Below are 25704 nucleotides of genomic sequence, written 5' to 3'. Positions count from 1 at the left end.
ATCAGGAACCTCTAGATTGGTCTGAGTTATATCAACAAGTCTAGGAGTCAAGTTTTCGTCATCGAATCACAATTAATCGCTGACTTTCTACCAGGGGAAAGAATTGCGAAATGGCTTGTGCCTGTACCTTGTCAGTGGAGGCTTAGAGAGCTACTTATGCAGATTTATACGCCAGACTGGGTCAAGCACGCAGTTTTCTACCAAATTTTCCCCGATCGCTTTGCCAAAAGCCACCATCCACACAAAAAATTGTTAAAAAATGCCAGTTGGGAAGCCTGGGACGAGATGCCAACGCTGCAAGGCTACAAAGGTGGTGACTTGTGGGGGGTAATAGAGAAGTTGGACTATCTCAAAGATTTAGGGATTAATGCTATCTACTTCACCCCTATTTTTCAATCTGCGAGTAATCACCGCTATCACACCCACGATTACTACCAAGTGGACCCGATGCTGGGGGGAAATGCAGCCTTTCGGGATTTGCTAGAAGCGGCTCACGAGCGCGATATTCGGGTGGTGCTGGATGGTGTGTTCAACCACGCGAGTCGAGGCTTTTTCTTCTTTCACGATGTGCTAGAAAACGGGCCACATTCTCCTTGGGTGGATTGGTTCAAGATTCATGATTGGCCCGTGTCCCCCTATAACGGCGAGTACCCAGCGAATTACGAAGGTTGGGACAATAACCGAGCTTTGCCCGTGTTCAACCACGACAATCCAGAAGTGCGCGAGTACATCATGGAGGTGGCGGAATATTGGATTAAATTTGGCATTGATGGCTGGCGTTTGGATGTGCCTTTTGAGGTGAAAGCGCCCGGATTTTGGCAAGAGTTTCGCGATCGCGTCAAAGCAATTAATCCAGAAGCCTACATTGTGGGGGAAGTCTGGGAAGATTCCCGCGAGTGGCTAGATGGCACCCAGTTTGATGGCGTGATGAATTATCTGTTTGCTGCTCCTACGATCGCATTTGCGGCGGGCGATCGCGTGGTGATGGAGCAGGTGCAAGGCCGCTCCTATCATCCTTATCCACCGCTGTTTGCCAAGGAATACGCTGAGAAAATTCAGGAAGTGTTAGCGCTATATCCCTGGGAAATTCAGCTGACTCAGTTAAATTTGTTGGCAAGCCACGATACGGCTCGTTTACTCTCGATTGCGGGGGGCGATCGCGCCAGTGTAGAGCTAGCCACGATTCTCCTGATGACGTATCCAGGCGCTCCTAGTATCTACTACGGCGATGAAGTGGGGTTGCCAGGGGCACTCGATCCGGATTCACGACGAGCTTTCCCCATGGAAGATAAGTGGGAGCAGGATGTCCTTAGTTACCACCGCTACCTGATTGATTTGCGGAACCGCTACGCAGCTTTGCGAACGGGAGCCTATCAGGTGTTGTTTGCGGAAACCACCGTCTATGTCTTTGCCAGAGTTCTGGGTGGCGAAGAAGTGATTGTCGCTGTGAATGTGGGAACCGCTTCCGGGAAGGCCCATATTAGTTGGGATGAGACAGGATTGCGATCGCGTCCTAGCGAGATTCTCTACGGCTCCGCTGAACTGGAGTGGGGTGAAGAGAATCCTTCCCAGTTGAGCTTGACCATTCCTGCTCGGACAGGCTGTATTCTGACTGCGGCTTCGTCATAAAGTAGCTTCGTGATCAAACAGATGAAATTCTGCTTCAATTGCTGGCAAGAAAACGTTCAACCAACGTTGCTTGATTGAAAATCATCTCCCTATAGGGATGATATTTAAGCCAGATTGAGAGCTAATGTTAAGCGAGGGGCAGCTGGGGTTCCGGTTGCCTCATTTTGCTATTCGCAAAAAAAGTTGTATTAGACGATCTGCACTCAATTGATGCACGAATTAAGTTAGCTTAAAGATAAAAAAGTACTAGGAGTTCGGTGTGGAATTGCATAGTTTTGAGCAACGGATGGAGACAATTCAGGAACGAATTTCCTCCTTAGCTCAATTCGCTGAGCAACTCTCTGCCGATCAAGCAGCCATTCTAAAAACATCACTGGATGAGCTTTCGAGCCTCACAAAAGCGCTGCCGATCCCTTCAAATAATGACATAAGTTCTAATAATCAAGACGCGCAGTTCCTGACTTATCAATCAGAGGAAAAGCTTTCGAAAATATTTCAAGCGAGTCCTATCGCAATTAGCATTTCTACCATCACTGAGGGACGTTTTATTGACGTAAATAATAGCTTTGTAGACTTGGTGGGCTATAGCCGTGAAGAACTGATTAATCATACGGTTTTAGAACTGGCTATCTGGCCCAGTGCGGAAGATAGAAAAAGGCTAATCGAATTGATAAACCGTCAAGGCTTGGTTCGCAGCTTAGAAGCTAAATATGCCAAGAAGTCGGGTGAGATGCGAGATGCTTTAGTCTCTGTAGATGTTTTGGAGATAGACGGGGAAAGATGTGCTCTTGCTTTCTTGAATGACATTACCGAGCGCAAACAAGCAGAAACGCAGCTTCAGCAGCTCTACCAACAAACGCAGTATCAGGTGCAACGGGAGCGAGCCTTAAATCGTTTTACTCAAGCGGTTCGTAACTCTCTCGACATCGATTGTATCTTTGCGACCGCAGCCCAAGAAATTGGTCAGATGCTGCAAATTGATTATGTTTCGATTTTGCAGTATGTACCGCAGCGGCAAATTTGGCTCAATGTCGCTGAGTACGAGCAGCAGCTTGGTTTGGTGCCTACGGGTGTAGGAATGGAGATTCCGGATGCGGATAACCCCTTGGCAGCTCGCCTGAAGCAATTAGAAGTGGTACGAATTGACAATACTCAGGTGCTCAATGATCCGATCAACAGCTCTCTAGCAGAAGAGTTTCCAGGTGCCTGGTTGCTGATTCCTTTGCAGTATCAAGGTAGTCTCTGGGGCAGCTTGACTTTATCGCAAAGAGACTCGCCTCACACCTGGCAAGACTCGGAAGTGGATTTAGGTTGTGCGATCGCCGACCAACTCGCCTTAGCCATTCAGCAGTCGGAACTGTACCAACAGGTGCAGCAACTGAATGCCAATCTAGAGCAACAGGTGCAAGAGCGCACCCAACAACTGCAACGAGCCTTGAGTTTTGAGTCGTTACTCAAGCGCATTACAGACAAAGTACGGGACAGCCTGGATGAAGGGCAGATTTTGCAAACTGCGGTGCAAGAACTCGGCTTAGGACTACAAGTGAAGCGCTGTGAAACCGCTCTGCATGACTTAGCGCAACAAACTTCTGCGATCGCCTATGAATTTACAGCAGTCCCACATACTTACTCAGGTCAGGTAGTGCCGATCGCCGAGTATCCCGATGTATATGAGCAGTTGCTACAAGGTCAAGGCGTGCAATTTTGCCCCATCTATTCCCGCTCCCAAACCAATGGCGAACCGGAAGCAATTTTCAGTTACCCCATCAGCGATGATCACGAGGTTTTAGGGAGCCTGCATTTGTGCAAAACTCCCCAAGCATATTTCGATGAGGCAGAGGTGCGGATTGTGCAGCAGGTTGCCAACCAATGTGCGATCGCTATGCGGCAAGCTCGGCTGTATCAAGCTGCTCAAGCCCAAGTCCAGGCTTTAGAAGCGCTGAACCAACTCAAGGATGACTTTTTAAGCACGGTTTCCCATGAGCTGCGAACCCCTGTTTCCAACATGAAGATGGCGATTCAAATGCTCAAAATTGCGCCGAGCATAGAGCGGCGGCAGCGCTATCTCGAAATTTTGCAAATGGAGTGTACGCGGGAAATTGAGCTAATCAATGATCTGCTTGATCTACAGCGCCTAGAGTCGCAAGCTGATGGCATTGCCTTAGAAGAAACGATTCTGCTACTCGATTGGTTGCCGAGTGTGATTGAACCGTTTCGCTCCCGCATCCAAGAACGCCAACAAATCCTGCACATGGATGTGCCCGCCGATTTACCACCGCTGATTTCGGACCATGCCAACTTAGGGCGTGTCTTAGTTGAGTTAATCAACAATGCTTGCAAATACACCCCGGCAGGGCATCAGATTATTCTGAGCGCTTGGTGTGAATCTGAGTCTTTAGCGATCGCCCCAACTCCCCAGCCTGTCATTGCTTTAAGGGTTCGCAATCAAGCCAACATTCCTGCCGCTCAACTAGATCGAGTCTTTGAGAAGTTCTACCGAGTCCCTCACGCCGATCCTTGGCAGCAAGGGGGCACAGGCTTAGGATTGGCGCTAGTACAGAAGCTAGTGGAGCAGTTACAGGGAGTTTTGCAAGTGGAGAGCGCAGATGGCTGGACGACTTTTACCGTTCACCTGCCTACTCAACCTCAAACTTCCTGAAACCATAAATTTTACGCAATCGAAACCTTTCCCCAACCCCTCTCCGCGTCAGAGAGGAACTTTGAATATGGCTACCCTTCCCTCATAGGGAAGGGGCTGGGGGTTAGGTTGCAATCTGATGAGCACTCAGTAAGCCAGTGACCTAAACACCCACAGCATGATTGGAAAGGCTACTCCGCCATCGCCAAAGTCGGCATCAGCACCGTATCGATCACATGGATGACACCGTTATCAGCCAAGATGTCGGTTTTAAGTACATTGGCATCATTTACCTTCAAGCCTCCCTCCTGCCCTACAGCTACAATCGAGCCTTCCATTGTGGGAGCTTCATCGATCTGAGCCAAGTCATCCGAGCGGACATCGCCAGAGATTACGTGGTAAGTCAAGAGCCGCTTTAGCTTCAACGGTTCTTGCAATAACCCATCGATGGTGCCTTCCGGTAGCTTGGCAAAGGCTTCATCGGTAGGAGCCAAAACCGTTATGGGGCCAGGGTTTCTCAGTACGTCGTTTAAATTAGCCGCTTCAAGCGCACTCAGTAGTTGAGTAAACGATCCAGCCTGGGTAGCAGTTTCTAAGAGGTCAGCCATAGTTGCTTATTTAGCTTCTCGATAAAGTAGGTCTCTTGTTAAGAAATAGAAGCCAGAAACCGACTCGGCATCTTGCTACAGGCTGACTCGGCTAGGTTTAATGAGTGGATTGAATATTGCGCTGGCGCAACTGCTCCATAAAGAACTCCTCTAAAGTAGGCCGAGCTAAGCTGACCGTGATGATTTGCGCGCCCATGAGGCTGAGGCTGGCTAAGAAATCGTATGGATCGCCCCGCAGGTTCCCTTCCCAGAAGCCGTCTTCAAACTCTAGATTGAGCATGCGCTTCTTCAGTACATCCAAGCTGCCACCTTTACCCTTGACGTAGTAAGTGTCAGCCGTACCCAGCAGCTCATTCAAGGAGCCGACACAGATTAACTCGCCCTCAGCCAAGATGGCGACGCGATCGCAAATTTGCTCCACATCCGACAAAACGTGACTGTTGAAGAAAATCGTTTTGCCTTGCTCTTTCAGCGACAGAATAATCTCTCGAATTTGGTAACGCCCCATCGGGTCTAGCCCAGACATCGGTTCATCGAGAAACACTACATCTGGGTCATTAATCAAGGCTTGGGCCATACCAATGCGCTGCAACATGCCCTTGGAGTATTGCCGTAGTGGTTTCTTGCGCGTCGTTTTTTGCGACAAACCCACAAGTTCGAGCAATTGCGGAATTCGTTGCCGCTGCACTGAGCGCGGAATTTGGAAGAGGCCCGCCACAAACTGCAAGAACTCCCAGCCCGTCAGGTAGTCGTAGTAGTAAGCGTTTTCTGGCAGGTAACCGACTCTTTGCTTCACCAAGCGATCGCCCAAGGGCCGCTCTAATAAAAAAGCCTTGCCAGACGTGGGACGGACAATGCCCAACAAGGTTTTAAGCAGAGTGGTTTTGCCTGCGCCATTTGGCCCTAACAAGCCAAAGGTTTCTCCCTGATAGACGGTAAGGGAGCAGCCTTTTAAGGATTCCACGCGCTGATTGAACCAGAACCCAGTGCGATAGACTTTGCGGAGGTTATTGGTTTCTACTACCGTCGGGCGATCGTATACGACTAGTTCGCCTGGTGAATCTGTTGCAGCAGTCATTACAGTTCCACTGAATATCCTAGTCTTCTAGATTAGCTTGGTCTTGGCTTCTCACAGCTACAGGGTTACTGCCATTCGTTGAGTGCTGTCACCCAATGCTGCAACAAAGCCGAAACTTGGCTGCGCCGCGCCTCAAAGGTGGCCGCAATCCAAATTAAAGCTAAACCCAAAACAATCAGCAACGCCCACAGCAGCAAAGAGTAGTTGTCAATTAGGAGCCAGACTTGCCGCAAAACTTGAATCATGAAGCTGGCTGTACCGACGTAGAGAAAAGCGCGGACTTGCAAGGTTAGTCCCGCCAAAATCAGCCCAATACTAAAGCCCAGCGTTCCTAAGGCGATCGCTAAGCTAGTTTCCGATTGATAAATCGCCGTTAAACAAATCAGACCTACGGCTAGACTCCGCAGCCAATGGCGTTTCTCGCGTTCGGTGGGCGATCGCAGAACTGGGTCAACTTGCGCTACATAGAGCAGCGACCCACCCAAAACGGCGGCATACCACAATGGTTCCTCTAAGGCGCGATCGTTGAAAAAGCGCAGAATCGCCCAGTCTGCCAGCAGAATACTCAGATAACTGAGCCGTGCTTGATTGCGAGTTTTGGCCACCCACGCATAAAAAGCTGCCACAATCAGCAAACTTTGCAAATTCACTCCACCCGCATTGGCAACCGCGATCACCCCAGGCAGCAGCATGGCTGATTGCTGCCAAGGCTCCAACGCCCAACCTCCGCGTTGCCAAGGTAGAACGTACATGCCATAAGCCATAGCACTGGCGATCGCGGCTCCCCAAGCGATTAGAGTGGCATCCGATAGCCACAGACTAAGCAGATAGCCAATCGCTAACAAACTGGTGATAATTCCGGTGTAAGTCCAAGACTCACTGTCTCGACCTTCCCGGAGGGCATAGATGGCGAGCACAGCCGTAATCCCCACCCACAGCAGTTCTCCGGTGGGACTGAGCGAATTGAACAGTGCTAGCAGCATGAGACCGCTACTGATAATCCAGTGCAAGTGAGCGATCGCGTGAATTCGGGGCGCGTCAAGGCGGAGGTACGGCGCCAACCACCGGGACAGCAGGCGATCGCCGATCGCAATTACAGCCGCCAAAGCCCCTAACAATAAGATGCCATCGCCCGCATTGCCGCCTGTCGCTTGCATCAGTTGATAAATCAGCAACTCATAGGCCGCGATCGAGATACCCACGATCGAGAGGTAGGTTAATGCGAGTCGAGGTTGTTGTCGGCCCACGCCAATGCCGATGAGAGCGGCACCAAAGCTATATAAGCCCGTAGTAGCCGTGAAGGTACTGTGAGCGCCCATCAGAGCCAAAGCCGCATAAACCACCGGAATCACATGCCAACTCATGAGATAAGGCTGCTGAGTTCGCCTCATCCACCAATCACTGGCTAGTTGCGCGATCAATCCTAAAGCCAGATTCGCGATCGCCAATCGTTCCAGCAGGGTAGGAACTAAAGAGACATCCGGCGACCATAGCAGCCGAACAACAAGTAACTCGATGCCCCAAGCCAAGCCATAAAACCCTACATTGCTCGCTTGCTGCCAAATGCGGTAACCAATCGCCAATGTCGTCAAAGCGATCGCGACGGTGTAGCCCGCAGAGCGATCGCCAAACCTACTGTAAAGAGCTAAATCATAACCAGTCAGAATTAAAAGATTGGTAATACTGAGCGCGATCGCCCAACCGTTACTGGCTTGAGCATAGATCTTGGCTAAAGTCTGAGTTTGTCTACGGCCAATATCGTGGACCAACCACAGGATCAGCGTCGCGATCGCCACCAAGTTCAGCGCGATCGGCAATGTAAGCTGAGTCGAGAAACCCTCCCAAATCACCGCGATCGCCAAACCCAAGCTGAAACCCACGGAGAGAATGGCGGCACCTACATGCTGCAAGCGGTAAGTGTTTACCAGCATCAAACTAGTCGCCACACCTAAGCCGATTAAGCGAGGAGTCGCAAAGCCGAGTGTCAAAGGTTGCACGACCACAAGTGCGAATGTGCTCAACCAGCTTGCTTGGCGGATATGAGCCCACTGTCTGCGAGTTGCCAAACCAGTCATGGCAGCGGGAGCCAGCAACCAGAAACGCCCTACTGCACTCGATTCACTCAACCAAAGGCTGCCAAACAGTGTGTAGCTGATCGCGCATAAGAGTAAGCCGAAATACCAAGCACTGCGTTTCCAGACAGGCCAACGAGGAGCCAATGTAAAACTCCACTCCAATAGTGCTCCTGCTAGTAACACTCCCGCCCAAAGCTGAGTTGGTAAATTGGGAAATCGGAGGTCAATGGTAGAGGCGATCGCCGCTAAACCCGTGACATGCGTTAGATAAATTAGCCCAGAAGAAGCCTGAGGTCGCTGACGCACCACCACCGCTAACGTCAAGGTCGAGAGAGCTAGATTGAGCGATCGCAGCAGGGGATTGGTCAGACTAAACAAAGTCAAAGCAAGGCCCAAGCCTAAAGCTAAGGCTTCGCTCCAGTCAGCTATTTGCGGTTGTTGCCGTTGTCGCCAATACTGCGCTACTACTAGCGTCAACGCTAAGTAGGGAAAGAACCCAACTCCACCTAAACTCGCTGCTGTGAATGAACTGCCTGCGATTTGCTCGTTCCAACTCAGAAAAGCTTGCCTCCCGTCTACTGGAATTAACCACCACAGCAACCAGTAACCTTGTAGTCCTACTAGAAAAGCAGCGGTGAGCAAGGCAACTTGAGGCAAGCGCCATAAGCGATCGCTAAGCAGCCATAAGGCCAAGCCACTAATGGCGATCGCCTGCCACGGCGGTTGTACCGATACTGTGACTAACCATCCCAGTAGCAATAAAGCTGCGCCTGCCTGAGTCCACAAAACTCTGCCTGGTTTTTGTCTCGCCAGCCAGCACAACAGCCAGCCACAAATTCCCACCGCCAAGCCTAGTCGATGGATTGGAACTTGGGCGACCAAAACAGCTCTGGCAATCAGTAGCAAGGCTGAGGCTGCAACCGCAATGATGCTAGGAGCCAGCCATGTCTGCCCTGCTGTTGAAGAGGAAACGGTTTCTGAGTCAGGTGACGTTTCTAAACTTGTCTGAGCCGTGATAGCTGCTGAAGCTTGGTCTTGCTGCAACAAGACAAACGCCGTACCGACCGTACCCAGATAGGTGGCGATTAGCGGAAATCCAGACCACCCCCAGCCCCAATGCAGCCAGCTCAGGGCCACAGCATCCAGCAAGAGCCAACGTGAAGTAGCTACAGGGTGGACCGAGTTGCGTCTGAATCCCAAAAGTTGCAGCAGCAAAGCCGTCAGACCAAAGGCTGCAATAACCGCGATCGCTCCACCTCCAGGTTGTTGCCATAACTTAAACCCATCCATCATCCAGAAGTTGACTGGAATGATCAGCAACGTCGCCGTCTGCAACATCCGAGCCGTGAGCTGTAAGTTGGGTTGTTTCGCAGCCCATAGACCTGCAGCCCAAAAGGCCAAAGTATAAGCAAATAAAATGCAGTACTGTCCGGTAGGAGGAAAGTTGCGCCACTGGCTCGCAGCTAGCACTCCCGACGAAACCACCACCATAAACACGCCTAAGAATAGCAGCCAGATGACACTAATCTCAGCCATCAATGATTGCAGGCGTTCGGCTAAGAAGTTGCTTTGTCTGATAGTCGTGCCACCAACGCTAGTGGAGCTAGCAAGGCTGTCAGAGCGAACTGGAGAAGATCGAGCGCCTGTTCTGATCCGGGGTCTTCGCGACGATCGCTCAACTGGTTCAATCAGAAAGTCTGAGTCAGGTTCAGCATCCCTCACTGAATTATCAGTAACTGGAATAGGCTCCGGTAAGGCACAGGTGAGATAGCGATCGCCGATCTGCTTAACTTGCTCTTCTGAGAGTAGTCCTAAGTCTTGCCATACCTCTAATCCTTCCAGCAAGGCAGAGTTCGCCTGGACGCTGAGTTCAATCCTAATCAAGCGATCGGAGCCAGATGCCATGCTTCACTGCCCTCCCAGTCCAAGTTCGAGATAGCTAGCAAGATAACAAGCTTTTTCTACCTGGCTGCTCAGTACTCGCACTTTATTAAGCATCATCCCTTCAGAGGTGGGTTACTTAGAGCGATCGCCTATAAACCAACTCCAAAAACTAATGAAGTCTACGTTACAAAGCCAGGTCTTTGAGGACTGATCCAACGCTCAGCAATGCGACACTAAAGCAACAGTTACTTGGGCTGAAGTGTGTCCCTCAAGCTATTTGAAAGCCTGCTTTTGTGGTCTAAAACAACAAGGATTAAGTAGATAAACTTTTGTAATTGAGAATAAATACCTAGCTGATTCAAGCAGTAACGTTGAGTTTTGTAAGCGGCATCTCTCTTGAATAAATTGCTGCGTTACTTTCTGTAGCAATTTTGGCTGAATTTAGTCTTTTAAATTGACTGAAACCCTTTAAGCTCTAGGAGATTTGGCTTTCTTCTCTACCTAAGGATAGAGAACATAGAACCCTCAAGTCACTTTATTAAATCGCTCGTTCTTGACAGGTTAACGTCGATTCTTGATGATCCCTAAATTGTGTAACAAACACTGCTTTATCTTTTAGTAAATTCTTAAATAACTTAATGATCACTCTCTCTATCTAGTGATAAGCTTTTAGGAATCAAGCGAAGATGTGAACCAAACACATCGATAGTGAATTTAAAAAAGCTTAATGCCGGGGAGAAAAACCATGTCTATTACAGACAAGTATAATGTTCAAGTTGAATCAGGAACCCGTAACCACAAGGGGTTCTTTGTTGAAGATACAGACTATAAATTAGTTGGAATCGACCAATCAGGCTGGGCGCTGATTTGCATGAATGACGCTGTGTGCCACTATGTTGATCCCGACAACCTCACAATCTTGGCAGATGGCTCGGTAGAAATTGCCGAGTAAACGCAGTTAAGCAGTAGTCTTATAGACTCATTCTTGTTAATCGGCTGTCCACAAGGGCAGCCTCTATTTTTTGGGCTTTAATCTCGTCTTCTCTACTAGATAAAGCCGAACAGCTTTAAACTCTGGCGATCGAAGCGTTATAACCAGCCAAAGCAACGATAAACGTGGTTCCTTGCTCAGGTTTACTCTCAACAACAATATTGCCTTGATGATTTTCCACAATGGCTTGCGCGATCGCGAGGCCTAGACCAGAACCCGTAGTGGCAGGTTTGGCAATGCTAGTTTCAGCGTTTTCGTGGGTGCGGGCAGGGTCAACTCTATAGAAGCGATCGAAGATATGCGGCAGCGCCTCCAACGGAATGCCAATACCTGTATCCCGCACTTGCACTTGCAACTGCACAATATGATTGCGCTTCACCTGCTGTAGCATCACTTCAACCCGTCCATTTACGGGCGTGTACTGCACGGCATTGCCTACCAAGTTGGTGAATAGTCGGGCCAACTGATCGCGATCGCCTTGTAATGTAAAAGGTTCGGGAGGAATTTCGCCTTTACTGCCATTGCGGGGACGATGCTCTGGTGGGTTCTCTGCTGGTTCCTCTAAATCTAGAGATAAACTCACTCCTTTTTCTAAGGCGATCGCTTGTTGTTCTTCCACGACATCGATCAACAGCGCATCCAACGCCACCGCTGTCCAACGGGGCTGCACCATGCCACTGTCTTGCCGCGCCAAAAATAGCAAATCATCGACTAAGCGTCCCAATCGGCGAGTGAGACGCTCCACTACTTTCAACTGCTGTTGCTGCCATTGCGGATCAGGATTGGGATCGGAGAGGGCAACTTGCACATTAGTCTGAATCGTAGCGATCGGGTTTCTGAGTTCGTGAGAAGCGTCGGCGGTAAATTGCTTTAGTTGTTGGTAGGAAGCTTGGACTGGTTGCATCGCCAGTCCTGAGAGTAACCAACCAATAGCTGCGACTGCCACAACCATCAGGCCAGTCCCCAGGCTCAAGTCAAAGATTAACTGCCGAATTGGTTTCGTGACTTCAAACCAGGGATGACTGACCCGCAAATAACCCAGCACTTGCCGCCCTACTTGGACCCGTTGCGTCACTTGCCGCAGCAGATCGGGTTCCTGCACCCTATCACTAGGCTGCGATGGGAGATGTACTGTTTCACCGGTACTGTTGGGATGTAGAGCTACATTCAAGGGTGCCGAAAGAGTAGACCAAAGCAGGTCTCCCTCAGGGCTAAACCACTCTAAGTCAATATGATCATCTTCGACCGTGTCAGCATTGTTGCGAAAACTCGCTTCTATATTGATCCGTAAAGGACCACCCTCTTTATGGAAGTCCACGGGTTCTAGAACTAGCGATCGCTGCACCACTTCTACAACATGGTTGAGCGTGTCATCAATCCGCTCAATTAAGGTACTGCGGACATAAAGATAGAAGCCACTTGCAAATAGCAGCAGTAGTACAGCAGTTACTGTGGTGTACCACAAAGCTAATCGCCGCCGAGTAGTTTGAAACATCGTAAGTAAGTTAATACAAGTTAATGTTAAAGAAGCAAAACCTAGACTCAGTAACGAAAACGAGCTTTGCCATTTTTGTCAACGGAACAAGAGATGGCCTGGAAGGGCTAAAGATTCTGTGCTACCGTGTCTAGTGAGCATTAAGTTTCGGCTGACGGGTTTGTTCTTAGATTGACAGGCATCTCTCCGAATCTCAATCTCTACACTTTTTCTGATTCTGGAGTTTTCCATGTCAATCTACATCGGCAACCTATCTTATGAAGTTACCCAAGAGGATGTGAGTGACATCTTCTCGGAATACGGTACCGTAAAGCGAGTTCAACTCCCCGTAGACCGCGAAACAGGCCGCATGCGTGGCTTTGGCTTTGTTGAAATGTCAACCGAAGCTGAAGAAACCGCAGCTATCGAAGCTCTGGACGGAGCAGAATGGATGGGCCGTGATCTTAAGGTCAATAAAGCTAAACCCCGTGAAGAGAGAAGCCCCGGCGGTGGTGGCGGTGGTAACCGCAGAAGTGGCGGTGGCGGCGGTGGTGGTGGCAGCAGAGATGGATTCTCTCGCCGCTACTAAACCTCAGTCTTAAAGCAAGGCTTTTAACTTTAGAGTTGTGAGCGAGTGAGGCAGAGGCCAGCCCTTGTCTCACTCTGCTGAAGATGCACTGGGGTGATTCACAACCACCTAGCAAGTAGTCAAGCTCAGGAGGCAATCGCATGACCCAGGTGACTGTTGGCGAAAACGAAGGAATTGAGTCGGCGCTGCGCCGATTTAAGCGTCAGGTCTCGAAAGCAGGAATCTTTTCGGATATTAGACGACGACGGCACTTTGAGACTCCGATCGAGAAGAAGAAGCGCAAGGCGATCGCTCGAAGACGGAAGAGACGGTTTAATTCAGCTAGTTAAACAACCGGTTCTATGTGTAGCGGTTGAAGTATAGGAGTGTAGTGATTCGTTGCTACACTCCTACTGCTTTAAATGCACCTCACGCTGCTAGACCGGGTTCGCTTGGCCGAGTTGAGCCAAGAACTGGAGAGCCTTAACTACATAGCTGGCACAGAGATAGGGTGAGGTGTCATAGAACGATCGCCAAGCTGAGGCTTTGTATTGTGGGTATTGGTCGGCGCGATCGGGAAATTTGTCTAGCCAAGCGAGGCGCACTGCGTGACCGATCAACACATCAAGTGCGATCGCTTCTTCAATTTGTAGGTTGGGGTTGCGTTCTGCGATCGCCGCCAATTCCATTAAGGTTTCGATATTCACTTGGCGGTACTCTGGTGCTGGGATCTTGTTTAGCAAGTGCTCTACCCGCAAAGCAAAATTGGGTTCTCCAGGCGTCATCTCCGCCAAAATTAAATGACTATCCAAGCGGTTGCGACGCTCTAGCTTATCGCCAATCACCAAACCTTTGCAGTGCTTCAGCATTCGCCAAACTTTGAAGTAAAAGTCTTCCGGCACGCGATTGAGCGCTCCATCCAATTGACGTTTTTGTAACCAACTGCCCGTCGGCAACTCGGCATCGGATTGCTCTGGCAGCACCACCCAGTCGATCGCCTGTTGTTGTTTGACGTGCAGCGATTCTTGCTGGAACAAGGTCTGATTCAAACCCTCGTATCCCGCTAAAACTTGGCGGAGGCGCATTTTTAGCTCGAAGGGGCTGAGTTCCATCAAGTGTTCGTAAGCTTCGTCTTGGGTGACTTGCAATTCACGGGACAAAGCAGTGGTAATTAATAAGATTAGATAGCCCACTCGCAGCGTCAGCAAACCATCAAAAAGTTGTGGCTCCGATTGGATCAGCAACCCGCAGTAGATCAAAATTTCTTGAGTGAGGACGCGATCGCGAATGTCTTCACCGCAGAACTCCTTGATTTTGTCGATCACCTCGGTGTAAGACATGGGACGGGTAATTAAAGAAGCCTCACTGTAGGACTTGCCCACCGTAATTTGCTTTTGCCGCACCAAAATATCAGTCACCGCATCCGATAAACCAATATCTACTTTATTGAGCAAACCCGCTGCCCGACGAACTACCGCCCACAATTGCAACGTTCCAGCCTTGGTGTAGACCTCATTGAGGAGATCAACTACTGTCACCGAGCGTTGCGGGCCTTCAAACCCCGTCTCAAACTCTAACCCTCGCAACCTTACCAAGGTTTGTAAGAGTTCAATTTGCTCGTAGATGTTTTCCGTCTCTCGCAACCTGCTCAGCAGCAAATCGATGTTGGTTTCACATTCCAAGACAAATTCCTGAGTGTAACCCAAGGGGCCGCTCTTCTCTGGATTGAGCGCCAAGTACGAGCAAACAGGCGAAGCATCTTGAACTGAAGTGCTAGAAAACTCAAAATTATGCAGAAAATCAATCCGCTCAACTCCTGCCGTCAGGATCAGTTGGTTTAGTCGTCCCAATCGAACAGCAATGCCATTGCAGTAGCCATTCTGCAACTCTTGTATCAAATCCAGAAGCGCTCCGCGACCTGTTTCTAGCATTGCTTTGGTGATTAGCAATGTGAGAGTGGGTCTACCAAGTTGACACCAATGGGATTGAATATAGGCCAACTCACTTTTGATCTGAGCGACTAGAAAGTGGTAGTCCAGTGTTAGATAAAACTGTTGCGGATCGAGGCAAGAAGGCAAAAAGGCAATCGTTTCGCCACAAATACGGAAGACGCGGCAAGTGGTGAGACTGCGGAGCCGTCGTATAGGCCGACCACTCAGAGCAAGTTTATCGTTGCGACCAATCTGGGTGTACGCTGCCGATAACTCAGTGGCATGGCGAACTTGTAACGGTTCTACCTGCTTCGGAGTTTGGGTGGCAATACCATAGGCCGCGAGTTTCTCCTGAATGGCTTCATCCTCAGCCAGCATTGCAATCTGAATCAGCGGTTCGCGATGCCGCCCGACGCACAGATGCCGTCCTAGAGGATCAATATCTCCCAAGGCAATTAAACCATCGCTGAGCATACAGCCGAGGAAATAAAGGCTCTGTGCCCAAACCAGAGGGATGTTTTCATTGGGTAAACGCTTCTGGCTCTGGGGCTTCTGGCGCTCGGCATCAATACTTTCCTGGGGGACGTAGTACAGTTCTGGCAGCAGGTGCAGACCATCCTGCTCGACGAGCAATGTTTTCAGCTTGGCTTGGTAGTCTTCTACTTGAGTGCGATCGCCTTGGAACAAGCCATCTAGCAGTAAATAGGTGAAGAATAACGGCCACTCACATTCCACATGCTCGAATTGCTGCAACTCCCAAGGTTCGTAGTGCAAGCGGGTGGTGTCTTCCAAAACTGTCTGATGACCGTCTCGCAAGAAACGCTTACAGCCGTACTTGCCTTGCAGCTTTTTAATGATGGCGTTGCGAGTGCGCTCCATCAACGGGCGATCTTCCACAGCGAACGCAGGAAAACCAATCACACTCAACAAAGCCGCATCAATTTCTTTAGAGCCAGATTCCCGTGGCAATAGGGATTCTAGGGTAATTCGCGCCCGCGCAATCTCGTCGGGTAACACGTGAATGACTGATGCTTGGCTACCCCGCACGCCAAACAAATCTAGACCATTGATCGCCTCCAGCGCCGCCTTCGCCATGCCGATGGAACTAGCATTAAGCTCTGGGTTGCCGTGGTTGGTTTTGTTGCCCCGTTCCCAAATGCCGTAGTCTGGGGTGCGGTAAGCACGTCCAATGTAGTAGACCAAGTTTTGGATAAAGTTGACTTCGTCAATGCTGTAGACGATGGACAGTCCAGAAGCAGTCATCTGGGCCAAGATCAACAAAAACAAGGAGGTGGCATCGAGTTGTAGGTGGCCCCATTCCCCATCTCCTACGACCGTATCGCCAGTGTGGGTGTCGTACTTGGCGTGGAGTGCATCTAGCGCTGATTGCGTCGCCTTGAACTTCTCGACTTTGTGGGTCTGCCGCATCATGGCGAACAACAAGCCGCGCATCAACTTGACGACGCTGTGCTCTAGTTCGTAAGTACGACCTTGATCTTCGTCTACTTTGCGGTAAGCCAGTGCCAGCCCCCACACGGCCAGAATGCTATAGACGTTATCCCGCACCCAGGCATCGGTGTAGTCGCCGTGAGCATTGACCGCTGTACTGGCGGGTAGCAACCCTGTAATGGGATTTTGGCGCGTCAGGATGATGGTGTTGATTTGGCGGTAGTAGTCATCTAAGCGCGCTTGCAAATCAAGGGATGCGGTTGCCATGTTTCGGTTACTTGGAGAACTGAGCCTAAAGTTGTAGAAGTCAATTTTAGTCTTTCGGCCACGCCTGAGTGATGCGATCGCGAGGTTGCCAAAGCCTGCTGAGCTACAGGCTGAGTGCCTTTATTATCCCCGGTTTAAGAACGATTTATATCAAAAACGCGATCGCTGTCTCTGGTGCGCTCGATCCCAGTAATTTCACCATATCTTCATTGGAATATTTGAAGTCATGTCCGTATCTTTACGAGGAATCCGGTAGAACAAGAGTTAGAGCAAAAGAACGAGACGGAATCGATCATTTGGCAGAAGTAGTCTGCTCGGCCAATTGGATACATTGAAGCTAGGAGCAGACAAATTACTCATTTCTTACTCCTATTACGAGGTGGTTTGTATGTCCCGTCGCTGCAATCAAAATAAATCCCCTTTTCTTAAAATTGTCTACTCCCAAGTAAAAGTGAACGGCAAACTAGAACTCGTTCCAATGGAAATGTATGCTGATGGCTCTCTAAAGCGCTGCGAGTTCTAAAACTATGAAATCGTATTTTTGAACTGTTTTCTGTAATTTAAGTTTCATTCAAGCGATCGCTTCTATTAATTTTTTGGATTGGTTTAGTTTGCAGCTTCTCAAAGTTTGAGGAGTATTCTTGCGGCTTGTTGACAGAACTCAGAGTCTCCTGAAAAATTTAGAAGGTTTGAAAGGGAAAACTTGTAGAAAGTTCAATTTCTTTGTGCCATAAGTTGATTCTCAAATGTGCTTAATGAAGAGCTGCGCTGCTTTAAGTTAACTGTGAAGGTGTAGCTGAACGGTTGGCTGTGAGAGGTTCTTGCTTTAGAGAGTTGTTACTTAACATTAAGTGTAAAATGAAGCAGCTCAATTAAGTGCTAAGCGCAATCAACTCTATGACGGCGGCTTCATCACATAAGAATCTTCTTGATCTTTTTCAACAAAAAGAAGCTAAAGGCGAAGCCATCTCCAAAGAAGAAATTCTTGAAGCAAGTGGATGGCAGAACTCAACTTTCATAACTTATTGGAATAAGGGTCAACTCTCAGATTTTCTCAATAAGGTAGGCAATGGATATTTTGAAGCCTCAAACTCCGTTGGTCTCTCTGTGCAGCAATTTACACAAATTCTTTCACAGAGCAAACATAGAAGAGGGCTAGGACATAACTGTAAGTCAAAATTAGCGAAGGCGCTTCTTAGAAAGTCTAGGGATAATATGCTGCTGGCTCTAGAGCTTTATAACAGACCTTCATTAGAAAACAGGATGGATTGCTTCGTCCTCTGCTTTTGCATTGCTTGGGAACAGCTTTTGAAGGCAATTCTGATCGAGAAGAAAGGTGAATTATCAATCTTCAGGAAAAGCCATAATGCTGGAGGAATTCGAGAAACGATTTCACTCCGGGAATGTCTAGGTGAAATTTATAATGCCGATGATTTAGTTAGAAGAAATGTTGAAAGAGTTGCATTCTACCGAGATCAAGCTGTTCATTTACTCATGCCTGAATTACAAGGCATCATGTCAAGAGTCTTTCAATCAGGTGTGCTGAACTACTCAACTAAATTTCAGGAGTTCACCCAACAACCTTTCATTTCCTCAAGCCACTCAGGAATGCTTTCACTTGTGGGAGATTTGAAGCATCCCTCTATTGCGATATTGCACAGCAGTTATGGCAAGGAAGTAGGAGATGAAATTTCCAGCCTAGTCACTGATTTGATAGATGAAGCAAAAAATTTAGATGATATTCAGTTTGCAATACCCCTAAACGTAAAGCTAGTCTTCGCCCGAAATGATGAACAAGGTAATATGATCACCCTGGCAAAGGCAGAGGAAGGTATGGAGGGATTGAAGAAAGCAATTATTCTTGAAAAGCCAACAGACCGTGAAAAAACGCATCCATATAGAGAGAGCGATGCGATTCGTGAAATCAATAGAAGACTTTATGAGAAATACCCAGCGTCTAGATTAGAACTTAAGCTAGTTTCTCGTAATAAGAAAACTAATAGAGCCGAAATTAACACTCATTGTTTTCGATCCGTTGTTACGAAGCTGAAGTGGAAGAACAGCAACAATCGATATCACTATGAGAACAAAGATCCTGAGTACCACTATTATTCAGATTTTGCTATTGAGGAATTCATTGAGAAGGTCATGGGTATTGAAGGTTATCTAGAGAACGCTAGAAGAAGTAATTCTTCTAAAACGAGCAAGAAGAAATAATTACTCATAGTTCTCGATTAGCCTCATGATCGTTTTGCAGCAGCGAACAAAGTATTTCATAGCTTGTAATTCGTCAGGATCTGTCGCGATCGCACCCGTAATGGGTAGTTGAAACGAAAACTGCGAAACCAGCAGCAATTTAGTAGCGCTCTGGGCTAGAGTGCGGTAAAATCTAGCGCCTGAGAGGGCTACTCAACAACCATTACTAGATGCGTGAGGCAGTGCAAGTGCGGTCCATGTCTGAAGCACTCAAACCATTTCCTGTACTGGGCCTTCCAGTTCACCTATCGAACGACTATGCAGGTTGGCTTGCCGCTCGGCTGCAAGAAAAACGAGGGGTGCATGTCGTCACGCTCAATGCGGAAATGACCATGCAGGCAGAAGATTCCCCTGCTTTAGCTAACATTATTCGCCAAGCTGAGTTAGTGATTCCCGATGGGGCTGGGGTAGTGCTGTACCTGCGATCGCAAGGGCGACGGATAGAACGGTGTCCAGGGATTGAACTTGCAGAAGCCCTCTTACAGCGCGCAGGACAAGCAGCCGAGCCTTGGTCTGTGTTCTTTTACGGCGGTGCTCCTGGTGTTGCGGAGACTGCGGCGAACCATTGGCAACAGCAAGTCCCAGGTTTAGCGATCGCGGGAGTGCAAAATGGTTTTCTTCCCGCCGAAGCTCAGCCAGAGTTTCGACAAATGCTGCAAACCTTACAACCTCGCTTAATTTTTGTCGGCTTGGGCGTGCCTCGCCAAGAATTGTGGATTGCCGAGCATCGTCACCTCTGCCCAGAAGCCGTTTGGATTGGGGTAGGTGGTAGCTTCGACATTTGGGCAGGGGAGAAAGTGCGAGCCCCTGTTTGGTTGCGAGATAACCATTTGGAGTGGGTTTATCGGCTATATAAAGAACCTTGGCGGTGGCGACGGATGCTGGCGTTACCAAAATTTGCAATTCGAGCCCTAATTTATCGCTTGACCCAGAGACATCCAGTCAGCCAACAGCTACCATAATCTCTACGTCACAATCACGCTGCTCAAAGGCACTGTTTTTCTCTATGCCCCAGGTTTTGCACGGCAAATCTCCCCAGGCTGCTGCTAATAGTTCTGGTTCCCCAGCCAGCGATGTTTATGCCCACCTCCAGGCACCGCTCAGTGACACTCAGTCCCCAGGCAACTCCACACCGCAGCCTGCTGCCACCAGACCGATCATTCAGTTGCAAAGCGTCACGAAAACTTATCCCAATGGCAGTCGTGGCTTGTTAGGCGTGAATTTAGAAGTTAAGCGGGGCAGCTTTTTATTTGTGACTGGCCCCTCTGGTTCCGGTAAAACTACGTTCTTGAAGCTGCTTTACGGTGCAGAACGTCCGAACCAAGGCGATGTAGTAGTGGATGACTACAATTTATCCAAGCTGCGGGGCGATCGCTTGTCGCTGCTGCGGCGGCGGATTGGCATTGTCTTTCAAGATTACAAGCTGATTCCTCGTCGGACAGTGGCTGAAAATGTGGCCTTTGTCCTGCAAGCCCAAGGCTATACCCGCAAGGAAATTCAGCGACGGTTGCAGCCCACACTCCGGATGGTGGGTCTGCAAGACAAAGCCGACTGCTTCCCTGATGAACTGTCTGGGGGAGAGCAGCAGCGGGTGAGCATTGCCCGTGCCGTGGTTAGTACACCACCGCTACTACTGGCCGATGAGCCTACAGGTAACTTGGATTCAGAGAATTCTTGGCAAGTGATCAAGATCCTGAAAAAGCTCAATGGGATTGGAATTACGGTGATTGTTACCACTCACGATGAGCAACTGGTGAGAATGTCTAACCATCCCGTCGTGCAAATCAAAAATGGCAGGTTAAGCTCCGTAAAATCTTAATAGGTTAACCAAGCGTGTGACGTAGGCAGCCGCAATCTGCAATAGTCCCGCTATGAGGGGCTTGCTGCGAAACATTAGGTATTAAAATTTACCAGGGATAGATTCTGCTGCATTAGCAGAGCCAATAGCGATTAAGCGCAAGGGCACTATCGGGAATACTGATAGAAGATACTTGCTAGCAAGCGCAACCCTAATTCATGCCCACTAGCTTAAATCGCCCTCGGTACCCAGGAAAATCGTATGCCAGCCTTCCTGAATAACCTATTTTCTTCAGGACCCTTCATTCCCCACGGACATTGTTATTTATGGCAGCCAGGTTTGGTATGGCTTCACTTATTAGCTGATGCTCTAATTGCTTTAGCCTATTATTCAATTCCCATTACGTTGCTTTACTTTGTCCGCAAGCGAGATGACCTACCGTTTAGCTGGGTCTTTCTCCTGTTCGGCTCGTTTATCATTGCCTGCGGTACCACGCATCTAATGGAGATTTGGACGCTGTGGCACCCTACCTACTGGCTCTCAGGCACGCTCAAGGCTGCCACAGCAATGGTATCGGTTTACACAGCGCTCGAACTCATTCCTTTAGTGCCTCAAGCCTTAGCATTGCCCAGTCCAGCCCAACTAAAGGCAGCAAATCAGGCACTGCAACAGCAGATTTTAGAGCGAGAGCAAGCCGAGAAGCAGATTCAAGCGCTGAATGCCGAACTTGAGCAGCGGGTTTCGGCACGGACTGAACAACTAGAGGCTGCAAATCGGGCCAAGGATGAGTTTCTCTCTATTCTTTCTCATGAGTTGCGGACTCCGTTGAATGCCATGCTGGGGTGGGCTAGGCTACTGCGATCGCGCCAGCTCAACGAAGCTAAGGCAGAACATGCGATCGAGACGATTGAGCGTAACGCAAAGCTTCAGGCCCAACTAATTGACGATATCTTAGACATTTCGCGCATCATCCAAGGTAAACTGCGCCTCAACGTTCGTCCTGTGGAACTTGTTGCTGTGGTAGAAGCTGCGATCGATGTCGTCCGTCCTGCTGCTGATGCCAAAGCGATTCGGATTCAGACCATTCTTGATCCGTCCGCAGGCTCGGTTTCTGGAGACTCCGATCGACTCCAGCAGGTGATGTGGAATTTGCTCTCTAACGCCGTGAAGTTCACGCCGGGGGGAGGCCAAGTTCAAGTCTGCCTGGAGCGCATTAATTCCCACGTAGAAATTACAGTTAAGGATACAGGTCAGGGGATTACTGCTGAATTTCTCCCTTATATTTTTGACCGCTTTAGTCAGTCGGATAGTTCTACCACGAGAGTGCAAAACGGGCTGGGTTTAGGTTTAGCCATTGTGCGTACCCTAGTTGAGCTGCATGGGGGCAGCGTCTATGCGGAAAGCACAGGCGACGGTAAGGGAGCTACTTTTAAGGTGAGCTTGCCTTTAATGATGATTCCCGGAGAACTGAAGCATTTAGATAGGCTCCGCTCTACTGCAGGCGATGATGTCGGGTTTCCAGGTACTGCTGCTCTAAATGGCTTGCAGGTGCTAGTGGTGGATGATGAAGTGGATGCACGCAGATTAGTGACGGCTGTCCTAGAGCAATGCGGTGCTAGCGTTACGTCTGTCGCTTCTGCTAGTGAAGCATTAGAGGCCATTGAACGCCTCCAGCCGCATGTCTTACTGAGTGACATTGGCATGCCTCATGAAGATGGCTATGCCCTCATTCGTAAAGTGAGGGAACTGGCGTTGGAGCAAGGGGGTACCATTCCGGCGATCGCCCTGACTGCCTATGCCAGGTTGGAAGATCGCATCCAGGCGCTCTCAGCCGGGTTTCAAATGCATATTCCTAAACCCATTGAACCCGCTGAGCTAGTAGCAGCCGTAGTCAACGTCGCTGGACGCACAGGCCAAATCGGGACTTAAGACCACTGACGATAACGAGCGATCGCTTCCTTAGCTTCGGGGGTAGCAATTTCGGCTAAAGCTCTGGCAGCACTTTGGCTAACTCGTTCCACTTCATCCCTAAAGGCTTCGATCAAGGCAGGCACAGCGACTTCCGCATGCTTGCCCATGAGTTGCAGGGCATAAGCCGTACTGGCTCGTACTGATGCCGCTTCATCCTGTAACAACGGCATGAGCAGCTCCGCGATCGCCGTATTCTCCGATTCAATTTCTCCTAAGGCTTTCGCCGCCATTGCCTTGACTTCATCTGACTTGTCCTCCAACGCCACAATCAAGTTGGGAACAGCGGCAGTGGCGACAGGGCCAAGACCTTGAAGTGCTTCAGCCGCTGCTCGGCGGAGACCTGCGTCTTCCTGCTGCAAAAATTTGATTAATGCAGGTACGGCGGCAGCAGAACCAATTTCTCCAATCGCTTCAGCCGCCCGCGCTCTCAGATCTTCATGCCCTCGCTCAAGCGCTTCTAAAAGACGCGGGATGGCTGCTTGCGCTCCAGGGCCAATGCTGCCTAGCGCCGAAGCTGCGTAAACCTCAATGTCATGCCAAAAGGCATCGATCAGGTGAGGCACGGCTGCCTCGGCTTCATCCCCAAAGCACTGAATCGCGATCGCGGCATCTTGACGAACTTCTGCTTCTGCGTCGGCTAAGCCCGCGATCAAAATCGGCAGCACTTCATCTACAGGAGCCAACTCACCCAGCGTCGCCATCACCGTAGAACGAACAAACCAACTACGGTTATTTACGGCTTGAGCTAGAGCTTGAAACACCTGCTGTTTGGTCGAAGCTGGCAACTCGAAGCGCTCCACCATCGTAGAAATGCCTCTAGCGGCACTAGTTCGCACCCGATCGTCGTCATCCTCCAAATTCTGAATCAGGGCTGAAACTGTGGAGCCGAGGTTGATTTTGCTGAGAGAGGCGATCGCACTGTCTCTGACTGCCGCAGAGCGATCGTTAACAGCCTTGAGTAAAGCGGGAACCGCTGCTTTGGCGGTTGCACCATGTTCACCTAACGTTTTGGCAGCGCCAGCCCGAACCTCAACGGCTGGATCGCTGAGGTTCTGAATCAGCTCAGATATAGTCTCACTCATGGTCTGGGTCTCGCTGGGTCTGGGTCTCGCTGGCTGGAAAAGCAATTTGGCTTCAAGAAACGCTGCATACGGGATTAACCCACTGCAATGCCTCGCTCGACTTGACGTTCCCGAATGCGTTCTAGACTACCGACTGGAATTGCTGCAATCAACTGACGAGTATAAGGTTGTTTCGGTTCGCGGTAGATCGCCTCCGCTGGGCCAATTTCTTCAATCTTGCCGCGATTCATCACCATGATGCGATCGCTCATAAACTTCACCACACTCAAGTCATGAGAGATAAAGATGTAGGTGAGGCCAAATTCGCCTTGCAGTTCTTTGAGTAGGTTCAGGACTTGGGCTTGCACTGACACGTCTAGCGCGGAAACCGATTCATCGCAAATAATGAACTTAGGGTTTAAGGCTAACGCTCGTGCGATCGCAATCCGTTGCCGTTGTCCACCCGAAAATTCATGGGGATAACGGTGCATTAATTGTGGATCTAAGCCCACTCGCTCTAGCAAATAGGCCGCTCGTTCCCGGTTCTGCCGCTGATTGCCCCGGCGATGGATTTTGAGTGGTTCAATCACTGCCGCGCCAACGGTCATGCGCGGGTCCAGCGAACCAAAGGGATTTTGGAAAATAATCTGCATTTCTTGCCGCAGTTGCCGCAAAGCTTTACCTTCTAAGCTATGGGCTGGGCGGCCTTCAAACAAAATCTGGCCTTGAGTCGGCTCGATCAAGCGCAACAAAGTCCGAGCCAGTGTGGTTTTACCACAACCCGATTCTCCCACCAAGCCCAGGGTTTCCCCCGGATAAACATCAAAGGAGACACCATTCACAGCCATGACGTAGCGCTTGGTTTCTCCCCAAACCCCTCGCACAGGGAACGCGACTTGTAAGTCCCGCACCGATAGCAAAGGAGATTGCTGTTGCAGTTCGGTGAGTCGATGGTCTAGGTCAAAATCACTCATCTCCGCCGCGTTCCGCACTGCTTGGAACATATCAGTTGGCTTTTCTTGGATGACAGTCTCGCCGCTGGGAGTGGTAACTACTTCCATAAAGTCGGAGACTGTGGGGAGTAATTGCAAACGGCGATCGGGTCTGGGGCGACAAGTGAGCAAGCTCTTGGTATAGGGATGCTGTGGGCTAGAAAAAATCTGCCAGACCGAGCCATACTCTACGATTTTGCCTTGATACATCACCGCCACCGTGTCGGCAATATCCGCAATCACGCCCAAGTCGTGAGTAATGAACATGATGGACATGTTGCGGCGATCGCGCAGTTCCCGCAGCAAATCTAGGATCGTGGCTTGGACTGTGACATCTAAGGCCGTGGTGGGTTCATCGGCAATCAACAAGCTGGGGTTGCAGCTAATTGCCATTGCAATCATCACTCGCTGAATCTGACCACCGGAAAGCTCGTGCGGATAGCGGTCTAAGATCGATTGCTTTTGCTCGTTAATGTGGCGATTCAGGTTTGCCTCGCTGGGAGTGGGTCGGGCGAACTCGCCTTGGGGTACTTCTTCTAAGTAGCGCTGTTTCAGTTCTTCATCGCTGGGCAACAGCTTCACTTCTTGGAGTAGGGCGATCGCTTGCCGCCGAGCCTCAGCTTCAGAAATGTTTTGGTGCAGGCGGATCGCCTCGGTGAGCTGAAATCCACAGGTGTAAACCGGATTCAGCGAACTCATCGGTTCCTGGAAAATCATGGAAATTTGGTTGCCCCGATAGGTGCGGCGATGGCTGGGCGGCACCTTGACCAAATCGATCGCCCCTGTATCGCTCTCTGCCGCTTGGAACCAAAGTTCGCCGCCTGCCACTCTGCCCGGTGGAGGCACCAACCCCATCACTGCTAGAGACGTGACCGATTTGCCTGAGCCTGACTCTCCGACAATCCCTAAGGTTTGTCCGCGTTTAACCTCAAAGGAAATTCCATCTACTGCTTTAATCAACCGTTCATCGGTCTGAAACTGAACGTGCAAGTTGCGAACGTCGAGGATGGTGTCAGTCATGGAGTCGTAGGCCA

16 protein-coding genes are annotated in these 25704 nt (G+C 49.7%); 9 read left to right on the top strand and 7 right to left on the bottom strand.

The annotated features are described in order from the left end of the window. Window positions 1-156: 156 nt before the first annotated feature. The gene (locus H6F68_RS14575) at window positions 157-1629 is read left to right on the top strand and encodes a glycoside hydrolase family 13 protein (RefSeq protein WP_190559991.1); all 1473 of its coding nucleotides are present in this window, start codon (window positions 157-159) and stop codon (window positions 1627-1629) included. Between the two features lie 259 nt (window positions 1630-1888). Further along, window positions 1889-4288, top strand: a complete 2400-nt coding sequence (locus H6F68_RS14570; protein ID WP_190559989.1) for a GAF domain-containing protein — start codon at window positions 1889-1891, stop codon at window positions 4286-4288. A 170-nt stretch (window positions 4289-4458) separates the two neighbouring features. Here the strand turns inward: H6F68_RS14570 and H6F68_RS14565 are convergent, their stop codons facing one another. From H6F68_RS14565 to H6F68_RS14555, 3 genes are all read right to left on the bottom strand, one after another. Further along, window positions 4459-4875: a fasciclin domain-containing protein gene (locus tag H6F68_RS14565; RefSeq protein WP_190553623.1), complete on the bottom strand. Its 417-nt coding sequence runs from the start codon at window positions 4873-4875 to the stop codon at window positions 4459-4461. A 97-nt stretch (window positions 4876-4972) separates the two neighbouring features. Further along, entirely contained in the window at window positions 4973-5953 is a 981-nt protein-coding gene (locus H6F68_RS14560) for an ABC transporter ATP-binding protein (protein WP_190553622.1), read from the bottom strand. Window positions 5954-6018: 65 nt separating this feature from the next. Beyond that, window positions 6019-9933: a DUF2157 domain-containing protein gene (locus H6F68_RS14555; RefSeq protein WP_190559987.1), complete on the bottom strand. Its 3915-nt coding sequence runs from the start codon at window positions 9931-9933 to the stop codon at window positions 6019-6021. A 724-nt stretch (window positions 9934-10657) separates the two neighbouring features. Between H6F68_RS14555 and H6F68_RS14550 the strand changes: the two genes are divergently transcribed. Further along, window positions 10658-10864 carry a hypothetical protein gene (locus tag H6F68_RS14550; RefSeq protein WP_190433236.1) on the top strand — a complete coding sequence of 69 codons (207 nt, stop codon included), beginning with the start codon at window positions 10658-10660 and terminating at the stop codon, window positions 10862-10864. A 115-nt stretch (window positions 10865-10979) separates the two neighbouring features. Here the strand turns inward: H6F68_RS14550 and H6F68_RS14545 are convergent, their stop codons facing one another. Continuing rightward, the gene (locus H6F68_RS14545; RefSeq protein ID WP_190559985.1) at window positions 10980-12398 is read right to left on the bottom strand and encodes a cell wall metabolism sensor histidine kinase WalK; all 1419 of its coding nucleotides are present in this window, start codon (window positions 12396-12398) and stop codon (window positions 10980-10982) included. 229 nt (window positions 12399-12627) lie between these two features. Here H6F68_RS14545 and H6F68_RS14540 point away from each other — a divergent pair, with 229 nt between their 5' ends. Both H6F68_RS14540 and rpsU read left to right on the top strand, forming a co-directional pair. Beyond that, window positions 12628-12966, top strand: a complete 339-nt coding sequence (locus H6F68_RS14540) for an RNA-binding protein (RefSeq protein WP_190433233.1) — start codon at window positions 12628-12630, stop codon at window positions 12964-12966. Window positions 12967-13106: 140 nt separating this feature from the next. After that, window positions 13107-13295, top strand: coding sequence for a 30S ribosomal protein S21 (gene rpsU / locus H6F68_RS14535; protein WP_190433231.1), 189 nt, complete (start codon window positions 13107-13109; stop codon window positions 13293-13295). An 87-nt stretch (window positions 13296-13382) separates the two neighbouring features. On the opposite strand, the gene H6F68_RS14530 is transcribed toward rpsU, so the two are convergent. Then, a complete protein-coding gene (locus H6F68_RS14530; protein WP_190559983.1) occupies window positions 13383-16592 on the bottom strand; it encodes a glycoside hydrolase family 15 protein in 3210 nt (1069 codons plus the stop codon). An 897-nt stretch (window positions 16593-17489) separates the two neighbouring features. Here H6F68_RS14530 and H6F68_RS14525 point away from each other — a divergent pair. The 4 genes from H6F68_RS14525 (at window position 17490) to H6F68_RS14510 (ending at window position 22575) form a co-directional block, all read left to right on the top strand. Continuing rightward, the gene (locus H6F68_RS14525) at window positions 17490-18809 is read left to right on the top strand and encodes a DUF3644 domain-containing protein (RefSeq protein WP_190559981.1); all 1320 of its coding nucleotides are present in this window, start codon (window positions 17490-17492) and stop codon (window positions 18807-18809) included. Between the two features lie 236 nt (window positions 18810-19045). Next, on the top strand, window positions 19046-19810 hold the full coding sequence (locus H6F68_RS14520; RefSeq protein ID WP_190559979.1) for a WecB/TagA/CpsF family glycosyltransferase: 765 nt from the start codon (window positions 19046-19048) through the stop codon (window positions 19808-19810). Window positions 19811-19854: 44 nt separating this feature from the next. Further along, the gene (ftsE, locus tag H6F68_RS14515) at window positions 19855-20667 is read left to right on the top strand and encodes a cell division ATP-binding protein FtsE (protein ID WP_190559977.1); all 813 of its coding nucleotides are present in this window, start codon (window positions 19855-19857) and stop codon (window positions 20665-20667) included. 240 nt (window positions 20668-20907) lie between these two features. Further along, a complete protein-coding gene (locus tag H6F68_RS14510; RefSeq protein ID WP_190559975.1) occupies window positions 20908-22575 on the top strand; it encodes an ATP-binding protein in 1668 nt (555 codons plus the stop codon). On the opposite strand, the gene H6F68_RS14505 is transcribed toward H6F68_RS14510, so the two are convergent. Continuing rightward, window positions 22572-23699: a sister chromatid cohesion protein PDS5 gene (locus tag H6F68_RS14505; protein WP_190559974.1), complete on the bottom strand. Its 1128-nt coding sequence runs from the start codon at window positions 23697-23699 to the stop codon at window positions 22572-22574. The genes H6F68_RS14510 and H6F68_RS14505 overlap by 4 nt on opposite strands. A 74-nt stretch (window positions 23700-23773) precedes the next feature. Beyond that, a complete protein-coding gene (locus H6F68_RS14500) occupies window positions 23774-25690 on the bottom strand; it encodes an ABC transporter ATP-binding protein (protein ID WP_190559972.1) in 1917 nt (638 codons plus the stop codon). Window positions 25691-25704: the final 14 nt, after the last annotated feature.

Source organism: Trichocoleus sp. FACHB-262, assembly GCF_014696035.1.
Taxonomy (GTDB): Bacteria; Cyanobacteriota; Cyanobacteriia; order FACHB-46; family FACHB-46; genus Trichocoleus.
The sequence above is the reverse complement of the archived record's forward strand: the minus strand, read 5'-3'. Positions and strand labels throughout refer to the sequence as shown.

Excerpts from the sequence above, each read along its gene's own strand:
- rpsU (WP_190433231.1), top strand. The coding sequence starts at position 13,107 with ATGACCCAGGTGACTGTTGGCGAAAACGAAGGAATTGAGTCGGCGCTG.
- H6F68_RS14545 (WP_190559985.1), bottom strand. The coding sequence starts at position 12,398 with ATGTTTCAAACTACTCGGCGGCGATTAGCTTTGTGGTACACCACAGTA.
- H6F68_RS14530 (WP_190559983.1), bottom strand. The coding sequence starts at position 16,592 with ATGGCAACCGCATCCCTTGATTTGCAAGCGCGCTTAGATGACTACTAC.
- H6F68_RS14525 (WP_190559981.1), top strand. The coding sequence starts at position 17,490 with ATGACGGCGGCTTCATCACATAAGAATCTTCTTGATCTTTTTCAACAA.
- H6F68_RS14550 (WP_190433236.1), top strand. The coding sequence starts at position 10,658 with ATGTCTATTACAGACAAGTATAATGTTCAAGTTGAATCAGGAACCCGT.
- H6F68_RS14520 (WP_190559979.1), top strand. The coding sequence starts at position 19,046 with ATGTCTGAAGCACTCAAACCATTTCCTGTACTGGGCCTTCCAGTTCAC.
- H6F68_RS14540 (WP_190433233.1), top strand. The coding sequence starts at position 12,628 with ATGTCAATCTACATCGGCAACCTATCTTATGAAGTTACCCAAGAGGAT.
- H6F68_RS14510 (WP_190559975.1), top strand. The coding sequence starts at position 20,908 with ATGCCAGCCTTCCTGAATAACCTATTTTCTTCAGGACCCTTCATTCCC.
- H6F68_RS14575 (WP_190559991.1), top strand. The coding sequence starts at position 157 with ATGCAGATTTATACGCCAGACTGGGTCAAGCACGCAGTTTTCTACCAA.
- H6F68_RS14500 (WP_190559972.1), bottom strand. The coding sequence starts at position 25,690 with ATGACTGACACCATCCTCGACGTTCGCAACTTGCACGTTCAGTTTCAG.
- ftsE (WP_190559977.1), top strand. The coding sequence starts at position 19,855 with ATGCCCCAGGTTTTGCACGGCAAATCTCCCCAGGCTGCTGCTAATAGT.
- H6F68_RS14555 (WP_190559987.1), bottom strand. The coding sequence starts at position 9,933 with ATGGCATCTGGCTCCGATCGCTTGATTAGGATTGAACTCAGCGTCCAG.
- H6F68_RS14565 (WP_190553623.1), bottom strand. The coding sequence starts at position 4,875 with ATGGCTGACCTCTTAGAAACTGCTACCCAGGCTGGATCGTTTACTCAA.
- H6F68_RS14505 (WP_190559974.1), bottom strand. The coding sequence starts at position 23,699 with ATGAGTGAGACTATATCTGAGCTGATTCAGAACCTCAGCGATCCAGCC.
- H6F68_RS14560 (WP_190553622.1), bottom strand. The coding sequence starts at position 5,953 with ATGACTGCTGCAACAGATTCACCAGGCGAACTAGTCGTATACGATCGC.